The sequence below is a fragment of the Acinetobacter sp. LCT-H3 genome (assembly GCF_001866125.1).
Lineage (GTDB): Bacteria > Pseudomonadota > Gammaproteobacteria > Pseudomonadales > Moraxellaceae > Acinetobacter > Acinetobacter schindleri.
The window spans coordinates 134,185-156,619 of the sequence record NZ_MODX01000003.1 but is presented as its reverse complement, the minus strand read 5'-3'; the positions used below and the strand labels follow the sequence as shown (position 1 = coordinate 156,619).

The 22,435-nt window shown below is 42.8% G+C and carries 24 protein-coding genes; 22 read left to right on the top strand and 2 right to left on the bottom strand.

Going from position 1 to position 22,435, the window contains the following annotated elements:
* The first annotated feature begins 19 nt into the window (after positions 1 to 19).
* From BK820_RS03265 to BK820_RS03185, 17 genes are all read left to right on the top strand, one after another.
* The gene (locus BK820_RS03265) at positions 20 to 793 is read left to right on the top strand and encodes a TatD family hydrolase (RefSeq protein ID WP_004815579.1); all 774 of its coding nucleotides are present in this window, start codon (positions 20 to 22) and stop codon (positions 791 to 793) included.
* Positions 794 to 833: 40 nt separating this feature from the next.
* Positions 834 to 1,448, top strand: a complete 615-nt coding sequence (locus BK820_RS03260) for a TetR/AcrR family transcriptional regulator (protein WP_071320090.1) — start codon at positions 834 to 836, stop codon at positions 1,446 to 1,448.
* Between the two features lie 9 nt (positions 1,449 to 1,457).
* A complete protein-coding gene (locus tag BK820_RS03255) occupies positions 1,458 to 2,015 on the top strand; it encodes a type II secretion system protein (RefSeq protein ID WP_071320089.1) in 558 nt (185 codons plus the stop codon).
* Positions 2,016 to 2,184: 169 nt separating this feature from the next.
* Positions 2,185 to 2,733 (top strand): type II secretion system minor pseudopilin GspI, encoded by a 549-nt coding sequence (gspI, locus tag BK820_RS03250; protein ID WP_171260585.1) that lies wholly within the window; start codon positions 2,185 to 2,187, stop codon positions 2,731 to 2,733.
* Positions 2,730 to 3,365 (top strand): type II secretion system protein GspJ, encoded by a 636-nt coding sequence (locus BK820_RS03245; RefSeq protein WP_004815587.1) that lies wholly within the window; start codon positions 2,730 to 2,732, stop codon positions 3,363 to 3,365. Before gspI ends, BK820_RS03245 begins: the two co-directional genes overlap by 4 nt.
* A 9-nt stretch (positions 3,366 to 3,374) precedes the next feature.
* Positions 3,375 to 4,322: a type II secretion system minor pseudopilin GspK gene (gspK, locus tag BK820_RS03240; RefSeq protein ID WP_071320087.1), complete on the top strand. Its 948-nt coding sequence runs from the start codon at positions 3,375 to 3,377 to the stop codon at positions 4,320 to 4,322.
* Positions 4,323 to 4,469: 147 nt separating this feature from the next.
* Positions 4,470 to 5,066, top strand: a complete 597-nt coding sequence (locus tag BK820_RS03235) for a 6-pyruvoyl trahydropterin synthase family protein (RefSeq protein WP_048881306.1) — start codon at positions 4,470 to 4,472, stop codon at positions 5,064 to 5,066.
* A gap of 45 nt (positions 5,067 to 5,111) precedes the next feature.
* A complete protein-coding gene (gene ung, locus BK820_RS03230; protein WP_071320086.1) occupies positions 5,112 to 5,828 on the top strand; it encodes a uracil-DNA glycosylase in 717 nt (238 codons plus the stop codon).
* Entirely contained in the window at positions 5,825 to 6,949 is a 1,125-nt protein-coding gene (locus tag BK820_RS03225) for an enoyl-CoA hydratase/isomerase family protein (protein WP_071320085.1), read from the top strand. Before ung ends, BK820_RS03225 begins: the two co-directional genes overlap by 4 nt.
* A 3-nt stretch (positions 6,950 to 6,952) precedes the next feature.
* On the top strand, positions 6,953 to 7,474 hold the full coding sequence (tadA, locus tag BK820_RS03220) for a tRNA adenosine(34) deaminase TadA (RefSeq protein ID WP_071320084.1): 522 nt from the start codon (positions 6,953 to 6,955) through the stop codon (positions 7,472 to 7,474).
* 51 nt (positions 7,475 to 7,525) lie between these two features.
* Positions 7,526 to 7,957 (top strand): SRPBCC family protein, encoded by a 432-nt coding sequence (locus BK820_RS03215; RefSeq protein ID WP_071320083.1) that lies wholly within the window; start codon positions 7,526 to 7,528, stop codon positions 7,955 to 7,957.
* Positions 7,958 to 7,974: 17 nt separating this feature from the next.
* Positions 7,975 to 8,658, top strand: coding sequence for a (d)CMP kinase (gene cmk, locus BK820_RS03210; protein ID WP_004815601.1), 684 nt, complete (start codon positions 7,975 to 7,977; stop codon positions 8,656 to 8,658).
* Between the two features lie 115 nt (positions 8,659 to 8,773).
* Positions 8,774 to 10,450 (top strand): 30S ribosomal protein S1, encoded by a 1,677-nt coding sequence (gene rpsA / locus BK820_RS03205; protein WP_004815604.1) that lies wholly within the window; start codon positions 8,774 to 8,776, stop codon positions 10,448 to 10,450.
* Positions 10,451 to 10,613: 163 nt separating this feature from the next.
* Complete coding sequence (locus BK820_RS03200; RefSeq protein WP_004815605.1) at positions 10,614 to 10,919, top strand: integration host factor subunit beta; 306 nt, start codon at positions 10,614 to 10,616, stop codon at positions 10,917 to 10,919.
* A 15-nt stretch (positions 10,920 to 10,934) separates the two neighbouring features.
* Positions 10,935 to 11,300, top strand: a complete 366-nt coding sequence (locus BK820_RS03195) for a lipopolysaccharide assembly protein LapA domain-containing protein (protein WP_004815608.1) — start codon at positions 10,935 to 10,937, stop codon at positions 11,298 to 11,300.
* Positions 11,301 to 11,550: 250 nt separating this feature from the next.
* Positions 11,551 to 12,231 carry an orotidine-5'-phosphate decarboxylase gene (gene pyrF, locus BK820_RS03190; protein ID WP_008304021.1) on the top strand — a complete coding sequence of 227 codons (681 nt, stop codon included), beginning with the start codon at positions 11,551 to 11,553 and terminating at the stop codon, positions 12,229 to 12,231.
* An 87-nt stretch (positions 12,232 to 12,318) separates the two neighbouring features.
* Complete coding sequence (locus tag BK820_RS03185; RefSeq protein ID WP_004815611.1) at positions 12,319 to 12,516, top strand: hypothetical protein; 198 nt, start codon at positions 12,319 to 12,321, stop codon at positions 12,514 to 12,516.
* 154 nt (positions 12,517 to 12,670) lie between these two features.
* Here BK820_RS03185 and BK820_RS03180 read toward each other — a convergent pair whose 3' ends face one another.
* Both BK820_RS03180 and BK820_RS03175 read right to left on the bottom strand, forming a co-directional pair.
* Positions 12,671 to 13,579: a LysO family transporter gene (locus BK820_RS03180; protein ID WP_071320082.1), complete on the bottom strand. Its 909-nt coding sequence runs from the start codon at positions 13,577 to 13,579 to the stop codon at positions 12,671 to 12,673.
* A gap of 60 nt (positions 13,580 to 13,639) precedes the next feature.
* The gene (locus BK820_RS03175; RefSeq protein WP_228715869.1) at positions 13,640 to 15,124 is read right to left on the bottom strand and encodes a flavin-containing monooxygenase; all 1,485 of its coding nucleotides are present in this window, start codon (positions 15,122 to 15,124) and stop codon (positions 13,640 to 13,642) included.
* Between the two features lie 154 nt (positions 15,125 to 15,278).
* Here BK820_RS03175 and BK820_RS03170 point away from each other — a divergent pair, with 154 nt between their 5' ends.
* From BK820_RS03170 to BK820_RS03150, 5 genes are all read left to right on the top strand, one after another.
* Positions 15,279 to 16,286, top strand: coding sequence for a helix-turn-helix domain-containing protein (locus BK820_RS03170; protein WP_071320080.1), 1,008 nt, complete (start codon positions 15,279 to 15,281; stop codon positions 16,284 to 16,286).
* An 85-nt stretch (positions 16,287 to 16,371) separates the two neighbouring features.
* The gene (zapE, locus tag BK820_RS03165) at positions 16,372 to 17,523 is read left to right on the top strand and encodes a cell division protein ZapE (protein WP_004815619.1); all 1,152 of its coding nucleotides are present in this window, start codon (positions 16,372 to 16,374) and stop codon (positions 17,521 to 17,523) included.
* A gap of 359 nt (positions 17,524 to 17,882) precedes the next feature.
* Complete coding sequence (locus tag BK820_RS03160) at positions 17,883 to 20,048, top strand: malate synthase G (RefSeq protein WP_071320079.1); 2,166 nt, start codon at positions 17,883 to 17,885, stop codon at positions 20,046 to 20,048.
* Between the two features lie 182 nt (positions 20,049 to 20,230).
* Positions 20,231 to 21,676: an aldehyde dehydrogenase family protein gene (locus BK820_RS03155; RefSeq protein ID WP_071320078.1), complete on the top strand. Its 1,446-nt coding sequence runs from the start codon at positions 20,231 to 20,233 to the stop codon at positions 21,674 to 21,676.
* A gap of 79 nt (positions 21,677 to 21,755) precedes the next feature.
* Complete coding sequence (locus tag BK820_RS03150) at positions 21,756 to 22,415, top strand: SOS response-associated peptidase (protein ID WP_071320077.1); 660 nt, start codon at positions 21,756 to 21,758, stop codon at positions 22,413 to 22,415.
* The last annotated feature ends 20 nt before the right edge of the window (positions 22,416 to 22,435 follow it).

Genomic DNA, 22,435 nt, shown 5'->3' with positions numbered 1-22,435 from the left:
TGCTGAAAAGGACTGCACCGTGTTTGTAGATACGCATTGTCATTTAACTTTACTCGACCTAACGCCTTACAGCGGTGATCTGGATCTGGCATTGGCACAGGCACGTGAAGCAGGTGTTTCCAGGTTTATGAGTATTTCGGTAGATCTTGATGATCATATCGAACTGGCCAAGATTGCGGCACGACATGCTGATGTAGGCTACACCGTGGGTGTGCATCCTTGTGAAGATGCTGCAACCATGGCGCGCGCAACTACGGATTATTTGGTTGAGCTGGCACAGCCAGAAAAAGTTTGGGCTTTAGGTGAAACAGGTCTGGATTATTTCCATAGCACTGATTTTATCCAAGAACAGAAAGAATGTTTTGCGCGTCATATTCATGCTTCTCAAGTCGTGAAAAAACCGGTGGTGGTCCACACCCGTTCAGCCAAACATGACACAGTAGATATCATTCGCGCTGAAAAATCTACACATGGCATTTTGCACTGTTTTACTGAGGACTGGGAAACAGCCAAAGCAGTTCTTGACTGTGGTTATTATGTCTCTTTCTCAGGCATTGTTTCTTTCAAAAATGCGCAGGATTTACGTGATGTGGCGAAGCAGGTTCCACTGGATCGTGTGTTGATAGAGACAGATAGTCCTTATCTGGCACCCGTGCCTTATCGGGGTAAATCAAATGAACCGAAATACGTTCCATTTGTAGCCAAAGCCTTATGTGATGTATATGATAAGAGCTTGGAAGAAATGGCTGCAATCACAATGCAGAATTTTGAAAATCTTCTAAGTTTTAAGTAATACGAATTAAATAAGAGCAGAAGAGAGTTATAGGGTGAAGATGGATCGTCAGGCTCAGTTTCGAGCAAGAGAAACCTTGATTTTTCAAGTGGCAGAACAGCTGCTACTTGAAAATGGTGAAGCCGGTATGACGCTAGATGCGTTGGCTGCAGAACTGGATTTGGCTAAAGGCACACTCTATAAACATTTCCAAAGCAAAGATGAGCTGTACATGCTGCTCATTATCCGTAATGAACGTATGCTGCTGGAAATGATCCAGGATGCTGAAAAGGCTTTTCCAGAACATTTGGCTTTCTTCATGTTGCATCATTTGCATCATCCGGAGCGTACGGTACTGTTTCATCAGATTGAGGAACGCTTATCGACGACTGGGGTGGGCATTCAGCAATTATTTACTGAGCTTTACCAGATCCGGAAACAGCGTTTACGTCTGATTATTCGCATGACAGAAAGCTATCTGGAATCAATTAAAAGCAGTATGCCAGTACGTGATTATCTGGCTTCGATCTGGTCACTGACTCATGGTGCAGCTGCAATCCTGAACTCCAGTTTCTATCAGCGTTACCTTGGTTCTCGTGATACTTTACGTGTGGCCTATATCGACCAGGCTCTGGCTTTACCCAAGAAAATTAATTCGGTTGAGCAGTTTGCTTAAAGGCATTCCATGAAAATCCAGTCTCTATCATCAAATCGTGGTTTTACACTCATTGAGTTGATGGTGGTGATTGTCATTATGGGAATTCTGGCATCTCTGGTGATGCTGAATATAGGTGGGGTAGATCAGCGTAAAGCGATGCAGGCACGTGAAGTGTTTATGCTGGATTTACAACGCATTTTACGTGAAGCGAATGATCAGGCTCGGGTGCTCGCCTTGCAGACCCAGCCGGCAACGGATGTCAGCCCATTTCAGTACACTGTGGTGGAATATCAAAAAAAGCCCACCAATACCGATTTTAGCTTAAGTAGCACATCACAGAAATGGATTCACTATACTGAATTTAAGACCCAAGCTTTGCCAGATAAAGTATCTTTGCAGATTCAGCCCTTGGATCAGCGTTATGAAAATGCACAAAACCGGGATTTGACCATGCAGGATGCGCCAAAATTGATTTGGCTCGGCAATGGGGAAGTGAAGCCGGTACGGATTCAGTTTTATCTTGATAATAATGAAGTCGGTTCTGCGATTGAAATCGACCACTTGGGTAAAATCAATGAAATTTAAATATTTCAAGCAGAGTGCTGGGGCTGATGCAATCAAGTCATTTAAGGCGAGTGCTGATCGATTTCATTATGTGTACCTCGAGGATAGCTCTTTATCTTACACAGCGGTGAAGCAGCATTACACTCATCGCAGCTCCTCAAGCACAGCTTTCGAACTTTCTTGCGCGACAATGCCGCTCAGGTCGAGTATTACTCGATTTAATCGTAGGCACTCCGAACAGAGTTCGTCATCTTGCGCTCGGACGAAACGTTGTTTCGTTTATCCTTGCTCCTCAAGCATAGCTTTCGGACTTTCTTGCGCGACAATGCCGCTCAGGTCGAGTGTTACTCGACTTAATCGTGCCTCAGGTTTTACCTTGCTGGAAGTCATGGTCGCACTGGCAATCTTTGCTACCGCAGCCATGGCATTGACTAAAGTGGCAATGCAATATACCCAGTCGACTTCCCATGCCATCTTACGCACCAAAGCTCAGTTTGTTGCTTTAAATGAAGCAGCACAAATGGAAATCAATCAGGAATGGCTAACAGGAACTTCATCCCGGCAAATTACCCAGCAGGGTGAGTCCTGGCAGATTGATAAGAAATCTGAACCAACCATTAGCCCAAATGTACAGCGTATTGATATTCAGGTCGGTATTGTCAATGCTGATACCGGACAATTGGAATCTGGTGTCAGCAGTCTGGTGTTTTTTAATCATCGGGTGAATCAGACACAATGAAAAAAAATGGATTTACCCTGGTTGAGCTGCTGGTTGCGATTGCAATCTTTGCTGTATTGTCTGCATTGGGATGGCAGGTCTTTGATCATATCCGGGTCACGCGCGATCAAAATACCCTTCATGAACAAAAGCTAAATCAATTACAGCAGGGCTATCAGCAGATTCTGCGTGATATGGTGCAAACAGTACCCTTAACCGCAAATGTAAATGGTGATATTCAGCCAGCTTTAGTATTGCAAGATGGTCGTTTTAATTTTAGTAAGACTGGTGTTACGGATCCGCTGGAACAAGGCATCGCGCCGGATGAGCGGGTGGAATATCAATATCGGGCGGATGAGCAAAAAGTCTATCGGCTTAAATTCAGGAACCTGAACCAGACCGGACGCGATCAACCTGAATCGAGCATATTGCTGAGTGATGTAGAGCAGTTTCAAATTACTGCACTGAATCCAAATGAAATCACACAATGGCCGGAAAGTGGACTGGATTTAAATCGTACTGAAAACAAGCAGCTTTTACCGAAAGGCATCAAGATCAATCTGATTGTACAGGGTGTACAATATGAATGGTTGTTCAGTCTGCTGAACACAGATTATCTGTCAAATAATACCAATAATATAGGCAGCTCATAGGATCAAAGTATGAAGCAGCAACAGGGCATCGCATTAATAACCATTCTGGTCATGGTTGCACTGGCAACTATTCTGGCGGCAACGATTGCCAAACGTCAGGCAGCGACTGCGGAAAGTACAGCTTATCTGATGCGCCAGAATCAGTCCTTAATGTATGCCAAAAGTGCTGAAGCCTTCTTTTCCGAATTGCTTGTAGATGATGCTGAAAATGCTGCTGATATTGATCATCTGAACGAAACCTGGGCACAACAGATGCCACCTTTTCCTGTGGATGATGGCTATATTGTTGGCAGGCTAGAGGATGAGTCGGGCAAGTTTAATCTGAACAGTCTGGTGGCTGAAGATGGAACTGTAAATGAGCCGGCGAAAAAATGGTTTGAACTGATTTTGAAACGGGTTGGTTTACCGGAACAATTAAGTGAAGCAGTGATTGACTGGCAGGATCAAGATGAACTGCCAATTGGTGCTATGGGAGCAGAATCCATTCATTATCAAGGTTTGCCAAATGCTGCATTGCCACCCAATGCCAATTTTCATAGTGTAGAACAACTCAAGCTGGTACGAGGTTTTGAAGAGAACCGCTATAAACTGCTGCTACCATACGTAACGGCAGCCCCGCTAAAGGATACGCAAGTGAATATCAATACGGCACCAGCGGCTTTGCTGGCAAGTCTGGATGACAAGCTGGATGTGAATGCTGTGCAACAAGCTTTGGATCTTAAATTTGGTAAACAAGAGCACTTTGCTAATATATCTGAACTTTGGCAAGTCGCTCCTTTTGATCAGGTAGCTGCTGAAAATCGTAACCAGTTTGCCAAGCTATTGGGCGTAAAGTCCCAGTTCTTTAAAGCACGGATTGAAGTGATGCTGAGTGAACGTAAGCGTCAGTTTAGCAGTGATCTGATACGGCAAGATAAGCAAGTCTATGTCTCGTATCGCAGTATGGCGCCATTTTAAATTATCTTTATACTTCAGCCAGAGTGCGTAGAGGCTGTATATGATCCGTTTTGTCTATTAACGTGAACTGCAAAATTAATCCTCCTTCTTCTAGTTTTGCTTTATAATTGTAGTGAATTCACCTATTTTTTGACGACATTACGGCACATGTTAATTCGTAAGCTATTTAAGTTTGAAAATGCTCATATCGTGCGAAATTGCACATCGGATCGCTGTAAGCGTTCGATCCATGGTCATAGTTATAAAGTAGAATTATTACTGAAAGCCTCTAAGCTCGATCATGGTCAGATGGTATATGACTTTGGCTTGCTAAAAGGTGTCATCAAGGACTTTTTTGATTCATTCGATCATGCTATCTGCTTTTGGCAGGACGATAATCCTGAATATATTCAGGCGTGTAAGAATTTTAGTGCACGTTGGGTGTCATTGCCAGTATCGCCGTCTGCTGAACAGTTCTCGCGTATTTTCTTCTTTTTAGCGCAGCAAGTGCTGGCTTCAACCATTACCCAGAATGGTGAAGGAGATGTTGAGGTGTATTCCGTGATTGTGCATGAAACCGATACCGGTTACGCGCAAAGCTTTTTGGAAGATATCGAAAATGAGCAAATGGGGCTACTTAACCTGGATCAGATTGAATTTTCTGAACAGGTACAAGCTGAATGGACCGATCCTGATATGTTCAACAAGTTGAAACAGGGAATTCCATTCCACAACCCAACCGTAGACTTACAGGTAAAAGTTTAAGCTGTTTCAGTTTTAAACTGCATGACATCAATTTAGGATGAAAAAATGTCTTTATTAACTGAACAGCAAATTGCAAAACTGAATAAAGTCCAGCTGGATGAAAGCTGGAAATATAGCCTGAGTGATTTTTTACTCGGTGCAAAAATGGATGCACTTAAAAATTTTCTGATTGAAGAAAAAAAAGCAGACAAAGTTATTTATCCACCGAATCATCTGATTTTTAATGCGCTAAATACGACACCGCTGGATCAGGTGAAAGTGGTGATTTTAGGACAAGATCCTTATCATGGTCCGAATCAAGCACATGGCTTGAGTTTCTCGGTGCAAAAAGGGGTTGCATTGCCTCCATCTTTGCGTAATATTTTTCATGAGTTGCACTCGGATCTGGGCGTGCCTATTCCTAAACATGGCAACTTGACCCATTGGGCAGAGCAAGGTGTATTGCTCCTGAATGCAGTATTAACCGTAGAAGCGGGCCAGCCGACTTCACATCAAAAACGTGGCTGGGAAGAATTTACTGATCACGTGATTGATGTCATTAATGAACAACGTGAAAATGTAGTCTTTATTCTTTGGGGTGCTTACGCGCAGCGTAAAGGACAACGCATTGACCAGAATAAAAACCTTGTACTTAAAGCCGCACACCCGTCGCCGTTGTCGGCAAACCGTGGCGGATTCTTTGGTTGTAAAGTATTTTCCAAAGCAAACAATTATCTTAAACAACATGGCATTGAGCCTATAGATTGGCAGCTGGACGCATGACATATTCTCCTGTATCAAAACAATATCACTCAGATCTGATTGTCGAAGAAGCCCAAAATGGATGGCGCATCGTTCGATTAAATCGTCCGAAATCACTACATGCACTGGATGAAACCATTGCATCGGCCTTGCTTGAGGTTTTTGAAGATTTTCATCACGATAACAATGTAAAAGCAATTTGGTTCGATTCGACCACCCCTAAAGCATTCTGTGCAGGTGGAGATGTACGTAAATTGCGTCAGTTAGTCATCAATGATGAAGTTGCAACTGCGAACAAATTCTTTGAGCAGGAATATGCTTTAGATCTGTTGTTACATAACTATGCCAAACCAGTGCTGGTATGGGGCGAAGGTTATGTGATGGGTGGTGGTCTAGGTTTATTTATGGCAGCACCGTTCCGTCTGGTAACGCCATATTCCCGTCTGGCAATGCCTGAAATCAATATCGGTCTGTATCCAGATGTTGGTGCAACGCGTTTCCTGGCAGACCGTGGTGCGATTGGTTTATTTACCGGTTTAACAGGTTCAATCATGACCGCGGCTGGCGCGTATGGTATTGGCTGGGCTACCCATATCTGCGATATGCAGCGTGATGCTGTTCTGCACAAAATGGTCAATGTTGACTGGGAGCATTATCCGGCGGGAGATTTCCGCGCTATTGATGATACGTTAAACAGTATGCATCGTCCTGTAGGGCCTGGACCATTGCAAAATTCACTTGATGTCATTCATAGTGTCTGCCGTGGCGTTAACTTTGAACATGATTATGAAGCGATTGTTGGTTTAAGAGATGCGCGTAGCGACTGGTTGCGTCAAGCCAGTGAAAATCTTCAAAAAGGTTCTCCAGCGACTGCTGCCTTAACTTGGTTATTATGGCAATGGGGTAAACAGGTACATTCCTGGAATGAAGTTTTTGAGCTGGAAATCCAGATTTCCGATTGGAAAATCCGTCATCCGGACTTTGTCGAAGGTGTGCGGGCACGTCTGGTCGATAAGGATCTATCTCCGGAATGGGAGAAAGGTACTGACCTGAGTCTGAAAGGTATCTTTGGCAATAATCCACCCGTCACTCAAATTGACAGCTGGAATGCGTTATTAAGACAGTATGGTGTCATCAGCTGATTCATGACTGAACATATTAAAACCGATGCAGAGTGGATGCAGTTTGCCTATGAGCAGGCTGCATTAGCGGCAGCGCAGGGAGAAATTCCTGTGGGTGCAATTATTGTTAGTGATAACCAGATTATTGGTCAAGGCTTCAATTCTCCAATTTCATTGAATGACCCTACCGCACATGCAGAGATTGTAGCCATTCGTGAAGCCTGTCAGGCCATTCAAAACTACCGCCTGCCTGATGATGCAGTTCTCTACGTGACTTTGGAGCCTTGCACCATGTGTGTAGGGGCACTGGTACATTCACGGATTTCTCGCGTGGTTTTTGGTACCACAGAGCCGAAAGCAGGCTCACTGATCAGTGCACGTAAGCTCTTTGAAACTGGCTACTACAATCATGTTTTTGAGTTTGAGTCGGGATGCCTGCAAGCGCAGTGTGCCGGGCAGCTCAGCGATTTCTTTAGAATGCGCCGGGAACAGAAAAGACAATTAAAGTTACAAGAAAAGCAAATGAATGATCAGAATCAGGCCTGAATTCTGTTTAATATTAGCCCTTAAAAATAACAACCCTAACCAGGACTTATGATGAACGCCATACAAGTAAAAAAAGAATTTCCTGCACCTTTAGCGCAGGTGTTTGACCTGTTGTCTAAGCATGCAACTTATAATGTAGCCTTTGCACCTATTCAGGTGGAACGTATCAAGGATTCTGCGGATCCTGAACGTCCTGATGGTCTGGGGTCAATTCGTAGCCTGGGTATTGGGCCGATCAAGCCGTTAAAGGAACAGATCACACTGCTTGAGCCGTATTCGCGGATTGAATATAAAATTATTAAAAATCCGCTGGTGAAACATCACTTGGGTATTATCGAGTTTGAAGCAGTTTCAGATGATAAAACGCTGGTGACTTATACCATTGAATTGCAGGCTCGTGCACCCTTTGTCAGCAAATTAATCCTTGCACAGCTAAAAGCAGGGATTAAACTAGGCTTCGCGAAACTCGCAAAATCTGTTTAAACAACAATGGAAAAGCAATGACAGTTCAAATTATTACCATTGATGGACCAAGTGGTTCGGGCAAGGGGACACTCGCTGCGAAAATTGCAGCTCATTATGGTTTCCATCTGTTAGATTCAGGTGCGTTATATCGCCTGCTTGGATTGTCATTGCAGCAGCAGGATTTGCTAGAATCATTAGATAGTGAACTGGAAAAATGCGTACACATTGCTACAAATTTAGACATCCAGTTTACAAGTACTGCAACCGGAATACAGGTATGGTTAGAAGGTGAGGATGTGACCCACACCATCCGTACTGAACGTGTTGGTGAGTTTGCTTCAAAAGTTGCCGCAATTCCTGAACTTAGAGCTGCATTAGTGGGCCGCCAGCATGCTTTTGCACAAGCACCAGGTCTGGTGGCAGATGGTCGTGACATGGCAACCAGCATCTTTCCGAATGCCCAAGCCAAGATATATTTGACCGCATCGGCTGAATCACGTGCGAACAGACGAGTAAAGCAGTTGCAGGGCATGGGGCTGGATGCTAAAATAAGCGACATTTTAGCAAATATACAGGCTCGAGATAAAAGAGATATGGAACGCACGGTCGCTCCGCTCAAGCCGGCAGCAGATGCTTATATTATCGACAGCTCAGAACTGGGTATCGATGAAGTATTTAATCTGATGACCGCTTATATCGACAGCCAGTTAGCTCATTAACCGAATTATCAAATTCAGCAGACGCATAGCTCGATCAGTTTTATATGGGACTATGTAGATGCTTAACTAAACCGGCCTTGTCTGATCCAAGACCGCTGACTTTATCGGAAATATCATGACCGAATCTTTTGCAGCCCTCTTTGAAGAAAGCGAATTAAACCTCAACGTTGAAAAGGGTGCAGTCATCCAAGGCGTTGTAGTAAGCATCGACTCTGACTGGGTAACTGTTGACACTGGCCTTAAATCTGAAGGTGTTGTTGACCGTGCTGAGTTCTTAAATGAACAACGCGAACTTGAAGTTCAAGTTGGCGACACTGTAGACGTAGTTGTTGAAGCACTTGACAACGGTATGGGTCAAACTGTTCTTTCTCGCGAAAAAGCTAAACGCGCTGAGACTTGGACTAAACTTGAAAAAATCTTTGAAGACGGCGAAATCGTTACTGGTGTTATCTCTGGTAAAGTTAAAGGCGGTTTCACTGTTGACATCGGTCCAGTACGTGCGTTCCTTCCTGGTTCTTTAGTTGATACTCGTCCTATTCGTGATACGACTCACTTAGAAGGCAAAGAGTTAGAATTCAAAGTAATCAAGCTTGACGCTAAACGTAACAACGTTGTTGTTTCACGTCGTGCTGTTATGGAAGCTGAATCTTCAGCTGATCGTGAAGCGCTTCTTGCTCAGCTTGAAGAAGGTCAAACAGTTACTGGTACGATTAAGAACCTTACTGACTACGGCGCGTTCGTTGACCTTGGCGGTATCGACGGTCTTCTTCACATCACTGACATGGCTTGGAAACGTATCAAGCACCCATCAGAAGTTGTTGAAGTTGGTCAAGAAGTTACTGTTAAAGTACTTAAATTCGACCGCGAACGTAACCGCGTATCTTTAGGCCTTAAACAATTAGGCGAAGATCCATGGTTAGCGATCATGAGCCGTTACCCTAAAGGTTCTATCGTTAAAGCTCGCGTAACTAACCTAACCGACTACGGTTGTTTCGCAGAAATCGCTGAAGGCGTTGAAGGTCTAGTACACGTGTCTGAAATGGATCACACTAACAAAAACATCCACCCATCTAAAGTTGTTCAGATTGGTGACGAAGTTGACGTTATGGTTCTTGAAGTAGACGAAGAGCGTCGTCGTATTTCTCTTGGTATCAAACAAACTCGTGCTAACCCATGGGAAGAGTTTGCTAAGAACCACGACAAAGGCGAGAAAGTATCTGGTACGATCAAGTCTATCACTGACTTTGGTATCTTCATTGGTTTACCAGGCGGTATCGATGGTCTAGTTCACTTGTCTGACATTTCTTGGAATGAACAAGGCGAAGAAGCGATTCGTCGTTACAAGAAAGGTGACACAGTTGAAGCGGTTATCTTGTCTGTAGACGCTGAAGGCAACCGTATCAGCCTTGGCATCAAACAATTGAACAGCGATCCATTCAACGATTTCTTAGCTGCTAACGAACGCGGTGCGCTTGTTAAAGGTACTGTAACTGCTGTTGACGCTAAAGGCGCTACAGTTAAGTTAGCTGACGAAGTTGAAGCGACTCTTAAAGCATCTGAAATCAACCGCGACCGCGTTGAAGATGCAACTAAGTTCCTTGAAGTTGGTCAAGAAGTTGAAGCTAAGATCATCAATGTAGATCGTAAATCTCGCTCTATCAACTTGTCTATCAAAGCGAAAGACGAAGCTGAAGAGAAAGAAGCTGTTGCTAACTTGAAAACAGCTGCTGCTGGTCAAGAAAATGGTCCTAAGACTATTGGTGACCTGATCAAGGCGCAAATGAGCAACTAAGTAAGCACAGGAAATGTATTGTTAATGTAAGTTAACTAATATTTTCTGAACGATTACTGTAAACGGTAGCGTAGTATTTAATTATTGCGCTACCGTTTTGTATTTAAACAGGTTATTATCGCCATAGAGAGTCCAAGTAGCTTGATAATTAAAGAGGTCGCAGATGACTACTGAAGCACTTAATAAGTCTGATTTAATAGAGCGTATTTCCCTAAAGAACCCGCATTTAGCTGAGCCTTTAGTTGAAGAAGCTGTGAAGATCATGATCGATCAAATGATCGAAGCATTATCGACAGACAACCGTATTGAGATTCGTGGGTTTGGCAGCTTCGCATTGCATCATCGCGAGCCACGTATTGGCCGAAACCCGAAAACCGGTAAGTCTGTTGAAGTCGCAGCAAAAGCAGTTCCACACTTCAAACCAGGTAAGGCACTACGTGATGCTGTAAACGAATCAGCAAACAAATAATTCAAGGGGCGTGTTATGCGTTACGTACTCGTCGTTTTATTACTCGTTGTATTTGGGTATTCACTGGCACTGGTATTGCAAAATGGAACTGAACTATCTGTAGACCTGTTATTTACTCAGGTTCCTGCAATGCGTTTAGGCCTATTATTGTTGTTGACACTGTCATTGGGTGTCATTCTTGGCCTACTGCTAGGTGTACAGGTATTTAAAGTTTTCCAAAACAGCTGGGAAATTAAGCGATTGCGTAAAGACATAGACCACCTGCGTAAAGAGCAGCTGAATACAGCGAAGTTGATGGCAGCAGAAGCGGCTGCTCATTCACGCCATGAAAAGACAGTTGTTGATATCCATCCTCAGGATCGACCTTCGACACCTTTATAAGGATGTGATGTCATAACTTTGACTATTTAAACTTCTCCTGATTATATTTAAAGCACTCTGATTCTTGCTCAGGGTGCTTTTTTATGATTTAAGTTTTATAAACCTATCAAAAATAAAATTAATTAAAAAAATTGTTTTAGAAATAAGAGATTTAAATTGATTTAAGAAACAGTTTTCATAATTTATATATTTGTTCATACAGCTGAAATCCGTATAATGCCTTAATTTTGTCAATTTAAAGGGTCTTGTTATGAGTATTATCGTTGCCTTGGATGCAAAAAGCCAATATGACGCATTGACGATTGCTGAGCAATTAGACCCTGAGCTTTGCCGTGTAAAAGTTGGTAAAGAGTTATTTACCCATGAAGGCCCATCAGTCGTCAAAGCACTGCAAGATAAAGGTTTTGAAGTTTTCCTTGATTTAAAATTTCACGATATTCCAAATACTACTGCGCAGGCAGTATGTGCAGCCGCAGACTTGGGTGTATGGATGGTGAATGTACATGCTTCTGGCGGTCGTAAAATGATGGAAACCTGTGTTGAGCGTCTTAAAGCTGGGAATTATAATACTCAACTGATCGCGGTAACGGTATTAACTTCAATGGGCCGTGAAGATTTAAAAGATATCGGTCTGGATATTGAACCCTTTGAGCATGTGAAACGTCTTGCTGCTTTGACCAAAGACAGTGGTCTAGATGGTGTGGTGTGTTCTGCGCAAGAAGCAAAAATGCTGCGCGAAACGCTTGGTGCAGACTTTGCATTGGTAACGCCGGGGATCCGTCCGGAAGGCTCAAATGCAGACGACCAAAAACGTATCGTAACGCCAAAGCAGGCAATGCTAGATGGTTCGACGCATTTGGTGATTGGTCGTCCAATTACCAAATCTGAAAATATGCGTCAGACTTTAAAAGATATTCTGGCAACCTTGTAATTCTATCAATCCGATAAAAAGCCTTTCAAACGAAAGGCTTTTTTTATACATTGAAAAAACAGTATAAAAATAAAAAAGGAATTTACAATGAAAACGCGAGAACAAAAATTACTGGAACAAAATCATGAATTGGAAAAAATAGCAGATCAGCTTGAACAGCAACGACTCCAGAAACAGTATAACTCTGCGAGTTCATGGAACTGGATGTCGCGTCTTGATGGTGTTGATATTGTAGAGCTGGCTTCAGAGATGGTTGATACAGTAGGAGAGCTATCAGGAGATTAACTTAAGTATTTGAACATGATTCTTCAATATTTTCCCTCACCCTTGTATACTCAAAATATATTTTGAGGCTCTTCATTTCCCAAGGGGGGCTTTATTCTATTATTTTAAGCTTCGCTTCTCTCCCTTTGGGAGAGATTTAAAGAAAGTTAATGAATTAGATGGCTGCTAAAACACTGACCATCATCGGTGCCAATACCGACAAAATAAAACCGCTTAACATGGCATGCGGAATAAAATCATTACCACAGGCCTGTTTTACCATCGGTAAGGTGACATCCATGGATGTTGCACCTGCAGCTGCAATTGCGGCACGTGGATAGCGCCAGCCAAGACAATACATCAGTAGAATTGCAAAGATTTCCCGAAACAGATCATTCATCAGTGCAATACTGCCCAATTCAGCATTCCTGAGTTCAGTTACCACAATACCGCTCATCGAGTAGAAGCCATAACCTTGCGATAGCATAATCAGGTCTTGAAGTCTGATATCAGATTGCCATGTCGCATAGAGCAGTACACTCAGTAGTGAACCGAGAATACAACCGAGTGGTACCAGCAGAATTTTCCAGTTTAGCCATGAGCGGTCGAGTGGGGAATAGGCAAGATCGAGTCCGATCAGGAACATAAACACAAGTAGTAAATGCCAGGTACTGATTTGTGCCTGAATATTTAAGCTACCTAAACCGGCATGCAGCAAATAACCCATGCCGAGCGCAATAAAGGCATAACTGATATTGATGAGTGATTTAATTACCAGTTGTGTAGAAACCCGTCCTGAGGAAGGTTGATAGCCTGCCCACTTAAACAGTAGATAACAACAGGTAAAGGCACCCAGTGAAGTGATCGCTGCAATACTGAGAGAAGTACTCAGAATTTGATAAGGGTGCTCTAGTTCATCGAGAAGTTGTGAAAACTCAAAAGCAATCGCGATCAGTAGCACATAACTAAAATAGGGTAGAACGGCAAAAGATACTTTAACAACAGTTTGAGGCAACTTTCTGGCACACAGAAAGCCGATCGCCAGACAAAACAGTAATTGGAAGATAAGCCAAAAGGATTGCATAATCAGGAAAAATAAAAATTTTCCATATTATGCCATCCCTTTAACGAATATGTTGTTGCTTTAACTGGCTTTACTCAGTAAATGGTAATCTGATGGATTAGCCCACTTGGTTTTCAGCCAGTATTTCCAGGTGTAGGTGGGCCATAAGGCAAAATTTTTGCCACCATCCTGTTGATACCAGCTCACGCAGCCTGATTGCCAGACAGTATTCTCCATCATGTGTTGTACCTGTGCGTTAAACTGCTCATGTACTTCATCTTTGACCAAGATCGCCTCAGTATGCGATTGTTCAACTATCTGGATTAACTGCAGGATATATTCTACTTGTGACTCGATCATAAACAATACCGAGTTATGCGCCAGCACAGTATTTGGACCAAGCAGCTGGAACAAATTCGGGAAACTCTTGATACAGATACCATAATAGCTTTCCGCACCATCTTTCCAAACCTCATTAAGTTTAATGCCATTTAGACCAGTGCATTCAAAGTTTTTCAGATAAATACACGGATCAGTAATAAAACCTGTGCCATAAATCAGGCAGTCAATCGGCCGTTTTTTACCATCTGCTGTAATAATGCTGTTTTCTGTCAGTTCCCGAATCGTGTCAGTGACCAGTTCGACATTAAGCCGATTAAAGGTGGGGAAATATTTATTGGAAACCAGAATCCGTTTACAACCCATGATGTAATCTGGGATTAACTTTTGGGCAACTTTATTATCTTTGACCTGATAGCGGATATAAGCTTCAGCCAGTTTCTGTGTATATTTCATCACGGTCGGTTTTACGATAGGGACGACACGGGATTCATTCGACCAGTACAGACGAATACGATGTAATTTTCGAAACCAGTCAAAGCGTGCAAAAAGCTTCTTTTCCAAATCATGATACAGCCGCTTATCACGTGGAATCACCCAGGCTGCAGTGCGCTGCATCACATAGAGCTGTTTGCATTGTGGAGCGATTTCTGGAATGTACTGAATGGCACTGCCACCTGTTCCAATCGAAGTGACATTTTTACCAGTGAGGTCATAGCTGTGATCCCATTGAGAGGAGTGGAAGACTTTACCTTTAAATTTTTCGATTCCGCTAATCTTCGGAATTTGCGGGACATGCAAAGGACCGGATGCAAAAATGACATATTGTGCTTCCAGCTGTTCATCTTCATTTAAAGTTAATGCCCAGCGACAACGCTTTCCATCATAATGTGCAGCTTTAACTTCGGTATTTAGACGGGTAAATGCAGGGACATTGAATTCTTTGACCAGTTGTTGAATATAGGCAAAGATTTCCGGCGCTTCTGCATATCTTTTTGACCAGTCAGCTTTCGGTACATAAGATAGAGAATACATGTGAGATTGCACATCACAGGCTGCACCTGGATACTGATTTTCACGCCAAGTACCGCCAAAATTATTGGACTTTTCAAGAATTATAAAGTCTGTAATGCCTTGTTGTTGCAAACGAATGGCCATTGCAATTCCGCCAAAACCCGCACCAATAATAGCAATTTTGGTTGTGTTATTTTTCTTTGTAGTATTGATGCTGTGCAATCCGTGCATATCCAGATTTATTAGAATATTGTAAAGTTCTAAGATCAAACATGATTAATAAGACGACAAAATTGATCAAAACGGCAATAGAGAATTTGTAAAATTTATAGTAAAACAGGAACAATCCTATTAAATTCAAATCGCAATGAAGAGATCGATACTCAGTTTGATGTACTTGATTCAGGGGATGCGCAAGGCAGGCATTGCATTGGAGCATAAGCTGGACAATATCGGGCTGCGTATAGATGACCTTGATCCTACGTCTATCATTCATCCCAGTCTGGAATATGATGTACTCAAAGTTGTAGGTGAGGGGGTTGCACCAGAAAAAGGGATCTTGATCGGACAGCATTATGCACTGGCGGGATATGGCCCGCTGCTCATGTTACTGGTGACTAGCCCTACCGTGAGAGATGCACTAGTTCATGGTATCCGTTTTCAGCAGTTAACCCATCTGACTGGGGAAATGAGTTTCAAGCAGGCTGGGCATCGCATTGCACTTTGCTATCGTCCGAGTAATTTGCAGGATCAATTAGGTCAGCTGGTCGCGCAGGCTGAAATCTCTGGGACTTACAAGTTTATTCAGGACCTATACAAGATGATGGGACTTTCGGTGCCTGAAGTAAGGATTGAATTGCCATTTCCAAAGCCGGAAGAGTTAAAACAGTTACAGCTCTACCATGATTATTATGGGCATCAGGTACAGTTCAATGCCGATCAGGCCGCTTTCTGGTTTGATGAAGCGGTGTTAAATGTCAAGATTCCTTCAGCAGATGAGATGACCTTCAAGCTGTATGAAAAGAAGTGTATTGCTGAACTGGAACGATTGCGTGAAGATGAAAAGACACCTTCATTAATCCAACGAGTGCAGGACTATTTGGAGCTGCAAAGTGGAGGAATGCCGACCATGGCAGAAACTGCGCAAGCCTTGAATATTCCGGAACGGACCTTACGGCATCAGCTACAGCGGCTGAATACCAGTTATAAGCAGATCCGTGAAGATATCATTAAGGATAAAGCCTTAAGAATGATTGAATATAAACAATATTCAATTGAAATGATTGCAGAATTGCTAGGATATTCTGAACCGGCGGCGTTTAATCACGCATTTAAACGCTGGTTTGGTCAGAGTCCACGCCAATATGTAAAATAGCCTAAGTTTGCTAATGCCAAAGTGTTATGGCTTGAAGTTAAATCTTCGCTATAATTTTTTATGAATCTCAATAGTAATGAACCTTATGTCCGACTTAAATTCACATCAGCACAACGCCTTTAGCCCCTTATCTCCTGCAGAACGTTATGCACAGGCACTGTCTTCGGGGCAGTTCATGCCGGATGATGCACAAGCGATTGCAGTACATGAGCTAGACCGTGTCTGGGTGGAGTTAATTCAACGCTTTAAGGCTTCCAAGAAAGCATTCCGCCGTTTCCGCCGTCAAACCTCACCGAAAGGTGTGTATATGTGGGGTGGTGTAGGTCGTGGTAAAACCTGGCTGATGGATCAGTTCTACGATTCCATTCCATTTCGCCGTAAAATCCGCATGCATTTTCACCACTTTATGCAGCATGTGCATCGTGAGCTGAACAAATTATCTGGTCAACGTAATCCGCTAGATTTGGTGGCAGACCAGATTTATAAAGATGCCGTGGTCATCTGTTTTGATGAATTTTTCGTATCGAATGTAACCGATGCCATGATCCTTAGTGATCTGTTTCAGAAACTGTTTGAGCGCGGCATTACCTTGGTCGCGACCTCGAATATTGCCCCAGATGGCCTATATAAAAATGGCATCCACCGTGACCGTTTTATTCCGACCATTGAGCTGGTAAAAAAGAATTGTGTAATTCTAAATGTCGATGCAGGTGTGGATTATCGTTTGCGTGTACTCAAACAGGCACAGTTATTCAAGTTCCCGTTAACGCATGATAATAAAAACTGGATGGCACAGCGTTTTAGCGCACTAACCCAGACCCAGCAGCATTCTGATGAACCGATCATCATCAATAATCGTATTGTCGAAACTGTGGCACATACCGAAGATGTATTATGGTGTGAATTTGCAGAACTGTGCCTGAAACCGCGTAGTCCGGCTGACTTTATTGAAATCGCCAATATCTATAATACTGTGCTGGTCAGCAATGTGCCGCACCTGACCGACTTCTTGAATGATGGTACACGCCGTTTCATTTACCTGGTAGATGAATTCTATGACCGTGGTGTGAAATTGCTACTCACTTCTGAAGACAATATCGTTGACATCTACCAAGGTGAAAAACTGGCTTTCGAGATTGAACGGACCCGTTCACGTCTGCTGGAAATGCAATCAGATGAATACTTGCATTCGGAGCATCGCCAGATTGAGAAAATTGCCTCCAGCAATGCTGAATAAAGCTTCAAAAAGCGTCGGTTATCCGGCGCTTTTTTTATGCAAAATTACTGGGCAGTTTATCGACAATAAGCACATTTCATGGCTTAATCGAGCTTCAAGAATGACAATGTATATGGAAATGCGTGATTTTTGCGCGAAAATCTGAACTTAAGTCTAATTTCTACATTTCGAAAACTTTATACACTGTCATTAGGGTATTTAGTGAATTGATAACGAAACATTCCGATCAATATTAGCGGACATGAGGGTGACGCTAAATAAAATGATCATTATTTAGGAATGTGATAGTACTATTCAGCTAAATTTTAATCGTTATACTAGAATCTCTTGTATAAAAAGTAGCAATATCAGGAAAGACAATGACTGCACGTATTCAAAAAGGCAAGTTAGCGATTGCTAAAGAACTTTACGATTTTATCGAAAATGAAGCACTACCAGGTTCTGGTTTGGATAGCGAAACATACTGGAAGAACTTTGAACAAGTCGTTGTTGATCTTAGCCCTAAAAACAAAGCACTTTTGGCTAAGCGTGATGACATTCAGGCGAAAATCGATGAATGGCACCGCAATAACACATTTGAATTACAAGCTTACAAAGCTTTCTTGTCTGAAATTGGCTACTTGCTACCAGAAGTAGAAGATTTTCAAATTACGACTGAAAACGTAGATGAAGAAATTGCACTATTGGCAGGCCCACAGTTAGTGGTACCTGTACGTAATGCACGTTACTGCTTAAATGCGGCAAACGCACGTTGGGGTTCTTTATACGATGCACTTTACGGTTTTGACGTTATCTCTGAAGAAGATGGCGCAGAAAAAGGAAAAGGCTATAATCCAAAACGTGGCGAAAAAGTTATCGCATTTGCGAAAAACTATCTCGACCAAACTTTCCCATTGGCAAATGGTTCACATGCTGATGCAACCAAATATGCGGTTGAAGGAAATGCGCTTGTTGTAACGCTAAAAGATGGCTCTACAACAACTGTTGCAGATGCATCTAAATTCGTCGGTTATAACGGCGAAGCTGCTGCACCGACAGAAGTTGTACTTAAAAACAATGGTCTACATGCAATCATCCAAATTGATGCAGCAAGCGCAATTGGTCAAACTGATGCAGCTGGCGTAAAAGACGTAGTTCTTGAAGCTGCTGTAACGACAATCCAAGACTTGGAAGACTCAGTTGCAGCCGTTGATGCAGAAGAAAAAGTAGAAGGCTACCGTAACTGGTTAGGCTTGATGCGCGGTACGCTTGAAGAGTCAATTGAAAAGAACGGTAAGACAGTTACCCGTAAACTGAATGCTGACCGTACCTTCAAAAATCTTGAAGGTGGTGAAACTAAAGTTCACGGCCGTTCATTGATGTTACTTCGTAACGTAGGTCACTTGATGACTAACCCGGCGATCTTGGTAGATGGCGAAGAAATCTATGAAGGCATCATGGATGCATTGGTTACTCCGCTTCTTACGATTGCTGACATTCGTGGTGAAAACACGATCAAGAACTCACGTAAAGGTTCGATGTACATCGTGAAGCCAAAAATGCATGGTCCTGAAGAAGTGGCATTTGCAGTAGAACTGTTCGAGCGTGCTGAACAAGCGCTTGGCTTACCTGCAAAAACCCTGAAAATCGGGATTATGGATGAAGAACGCCGTACTTCTGTTAACCTGAAAAACTGTATTGCTCAGGCCAAAGACCGCACGATCTTCATTAATACCGGTTTCATGGACCGTACTGGTGACGAAATCCATACCTTCATGGAAGCAGGTCCATTCGTTCGTAAGGGTGAAATTAAAGGTCAAAAATGGTTCCCGGCTTATGAAAACCGTAACGTAATGATCGGTTTGCAAACAGGTTTGCGTGGTAAAGCACAGATTGGTAAAGGTATGTGGCCGAAACCGGATATGCTATTAGACATGTACAAAACCAAGACTGAGCATCCAGAAGCAGGCGCAAGCTGTGCATGGGTACCGTCTCCAACAGGCGCAGTGATTCACGCGATTCACTACCATCAAATTAATGTGGCAAACCGTCAGCAAGAATTACTTGCAACTGAAGCATTGCCTCTTGATGACTTGTTAACACCACCATTGGCGGCCAACACCAACTGGACAGAAGAAGAGAAACTGAAAGAACTGGAAAATAACTGTCAGGGTATCTTGGGTTATGTGGTTCGTTGGGTTGATCTGGGTGTGGGTTGTTCAAAAGTGCCTGATATCAACGATGTAGGTTTGATGGAAGACCGCGCAACTTTACGTATCTCTTCTCAACACGTTGCAAACTGGTTACGTCACGGTATCGTAAGTCGTGAACAGGTTGAAGAAGTGATGCAGCGTATGGCAAAAATTGTGGATGAGCAAAATGCCAATGATCCATTCTACACGCCAATGGCAGCTGACTTTGATAACAATATTGCATTCCAGGCTGCTTCTGACCTGATTTTCAAGGGTGGTGAGCAACCTGCAGGTTATACAGAGCCTTTACTTCATGCAGCGCGTTTAAAATTGAAAGGTTATACAGGTGACTAATCCTGTCTGATCTAAAAAAGCCTCTTCGGAGGCTTTTTTGTTGGCTATCTAAAATGAATCAGTTATTAAAAATAGAAAACATATAAATTTGTCGATAAAAGCGTAACAATTCGTCGCTCAGCTCTGATCTATAAAATTGTTCTGATAAAGTAGAGAAAAATTCACAAGTTGTAGGGATGGAAATGACAGCCTATCAAAATCTAGATCAACAATTTATTGGCGGGCAATGGCAGCAAGGCGGCTCGATCCACACGATTCAAAATTTTAATCCCTATACTCAACAGGAAATTTTTACCTTGCAGGCAGCAAGTACTGAAGATGTAGATAGTGCTTATCAGGCAGCGCTTGCAGCGTTTGAGCAAGGTGCCTTAACTTCGGTTCAGGTGCGTAAAGGGCTGATCCAAAATCTGGCCAATATCATTCAGCGACGCCGTGAAGAGATTGTAGACTGGTTGATTCAGGAATCTGGCAGTACGCGCTTTAAGGCAAATCTTGAAGTAGATGCATCGCTGGGAATCATTCAGGAAAGTGCTAAATTCCCGGATCTTATCCAGCCAGAAGAGCTGGAAAGTCGAGATCCTGCACGTAAAAGTATTGTGATACGTAAACCGCTCGGTGTGATTGCAGTAATCAGCCCTTGGAATTTCCCTTTTCATTTATCCATGCGTTCAGTTATTACCGCAATCGCTTGCGGAAATACGGTTGTGCTCAAGCCGGCCAGCGATACGCCAGTCACAGGTGGAACACTGCTTGGAAAATTATTAGAAGAAGCGGGTACGCCACATGGCGTCTTTAATGTGGTAGTCGGTGCTGGCAAAGAAATCGGTGATTATTTTGTCGAACATCCTATTCCAAAAATGATTTCATTTACCGGTTCAACTGAAGTTGGGCAGGGTGTGGGAAGTAAAGCACTGTCAAGTTCGCGTATGAAACGTCTTGCACTGGAATTGGGTGGTAATGCACCACTAGTAATTCTGGATGATGCGGATCTGGATCTGGCAGTAGAACTTACTGTTATGGGACGCTTTATGCATCAAGGACAGATCTGTATGAGCACCAATCGGGTCATTGTTGATCAGAGCTTGCATGATGCTTATGTAGATAAACTGATAGAGCGCGTGAAAACCATCCCTGTGGGTAATCCAGACTTGCCAGAAACCATCATTGGACCAATTATTAATCAGAGCCAAGTTGAAAAGCATCGCAAGATTATCGAACATGCCAAACAACTAGATGCACAGTTGGTCTATGAAGGCGGTATAGAAGGAAATGTGTTGGCACCGCATATCTTTACTCATGTCGATCCTTACTTTGAAATCGCTCAGGAAGAAAGTTTTGGTCCGATTCTACCGATCCTAAAAGCAGATGATGAAGAACATGCACTGAATTTGGCAAATAACTCTCGCTTTGGGCTTTCCAGCGCAGTCTGTACCTCAAATATTGAACGCGGTGAACGTTTTGCTGCTCAAATAGATGCGGGTATGACGCACATTAATGGAATTACGGTTGCAGACCAACCGAATGCACCATTTGGTGGGGAGAAAAACTCAGGTCTGGGGCGTTTTAATGGACGTTGGATCTTTGAGGAATTTACCCGTACACATTGGATGACCTTGCCAAAACAATAGTCCTGTTAGCAAAAACACACAGGTCTGTGATCACCGAAGTATTATAATATTTCGGTGATTTTTTGTTTTTAAAGACTTTATGTGCGCTAATTTTAAACCGCTCACCTTGCAGCAACTGCATGACCTTAATCTTCCTGAAATTCCGTTTGAATATCCAGAAGAAGTCTATCCAAATTACCAGCTGCCTTTGTTATTCAAGTCAGAATTTGGTTTGGAATGGCGCTCGGTGAATTTTGGTTTAATTCCAAAATGGGCTGAGGATCAAACCATCGGAACTCGCACCTATAATGCCCGTAATGAAACCTTGCTGCAAAAGCCTAGTTTTGCCGAGGCAACAGCGAAATGTAAATTTGGCGTAATTCCGGTAACAGAGTTTTATGAGTCTAAATATTTTGATAATAAGCCACAGCGCTGGGGTGTAAGACGTAAGGATGGGAAAGCATTTTATATTGCTGCCCTATATGAAATTGCGCGCGTGCAGGATGAGATCGTACGTTCAAGCACCATGATTACCATGGACGCAATTGATCATCCTATGATGAAGGATTTCCATGAACCGGGAAATATCAAGCGTTCTGTTATTGTGATTCCACATCAGCGTATGGATGAATGGCTAAATCTGAAATCATCGAATATACAGTCTTTTGTTGAGGGATTTCCCGTAGAAGAGTTTGAGTGTTCACATGTACCCAAGGAGGTGATCAAAAAAATCAGTCCCCAAATGAATTTTTTTGAATGATTCCTGAAGAAGCAGAAAGA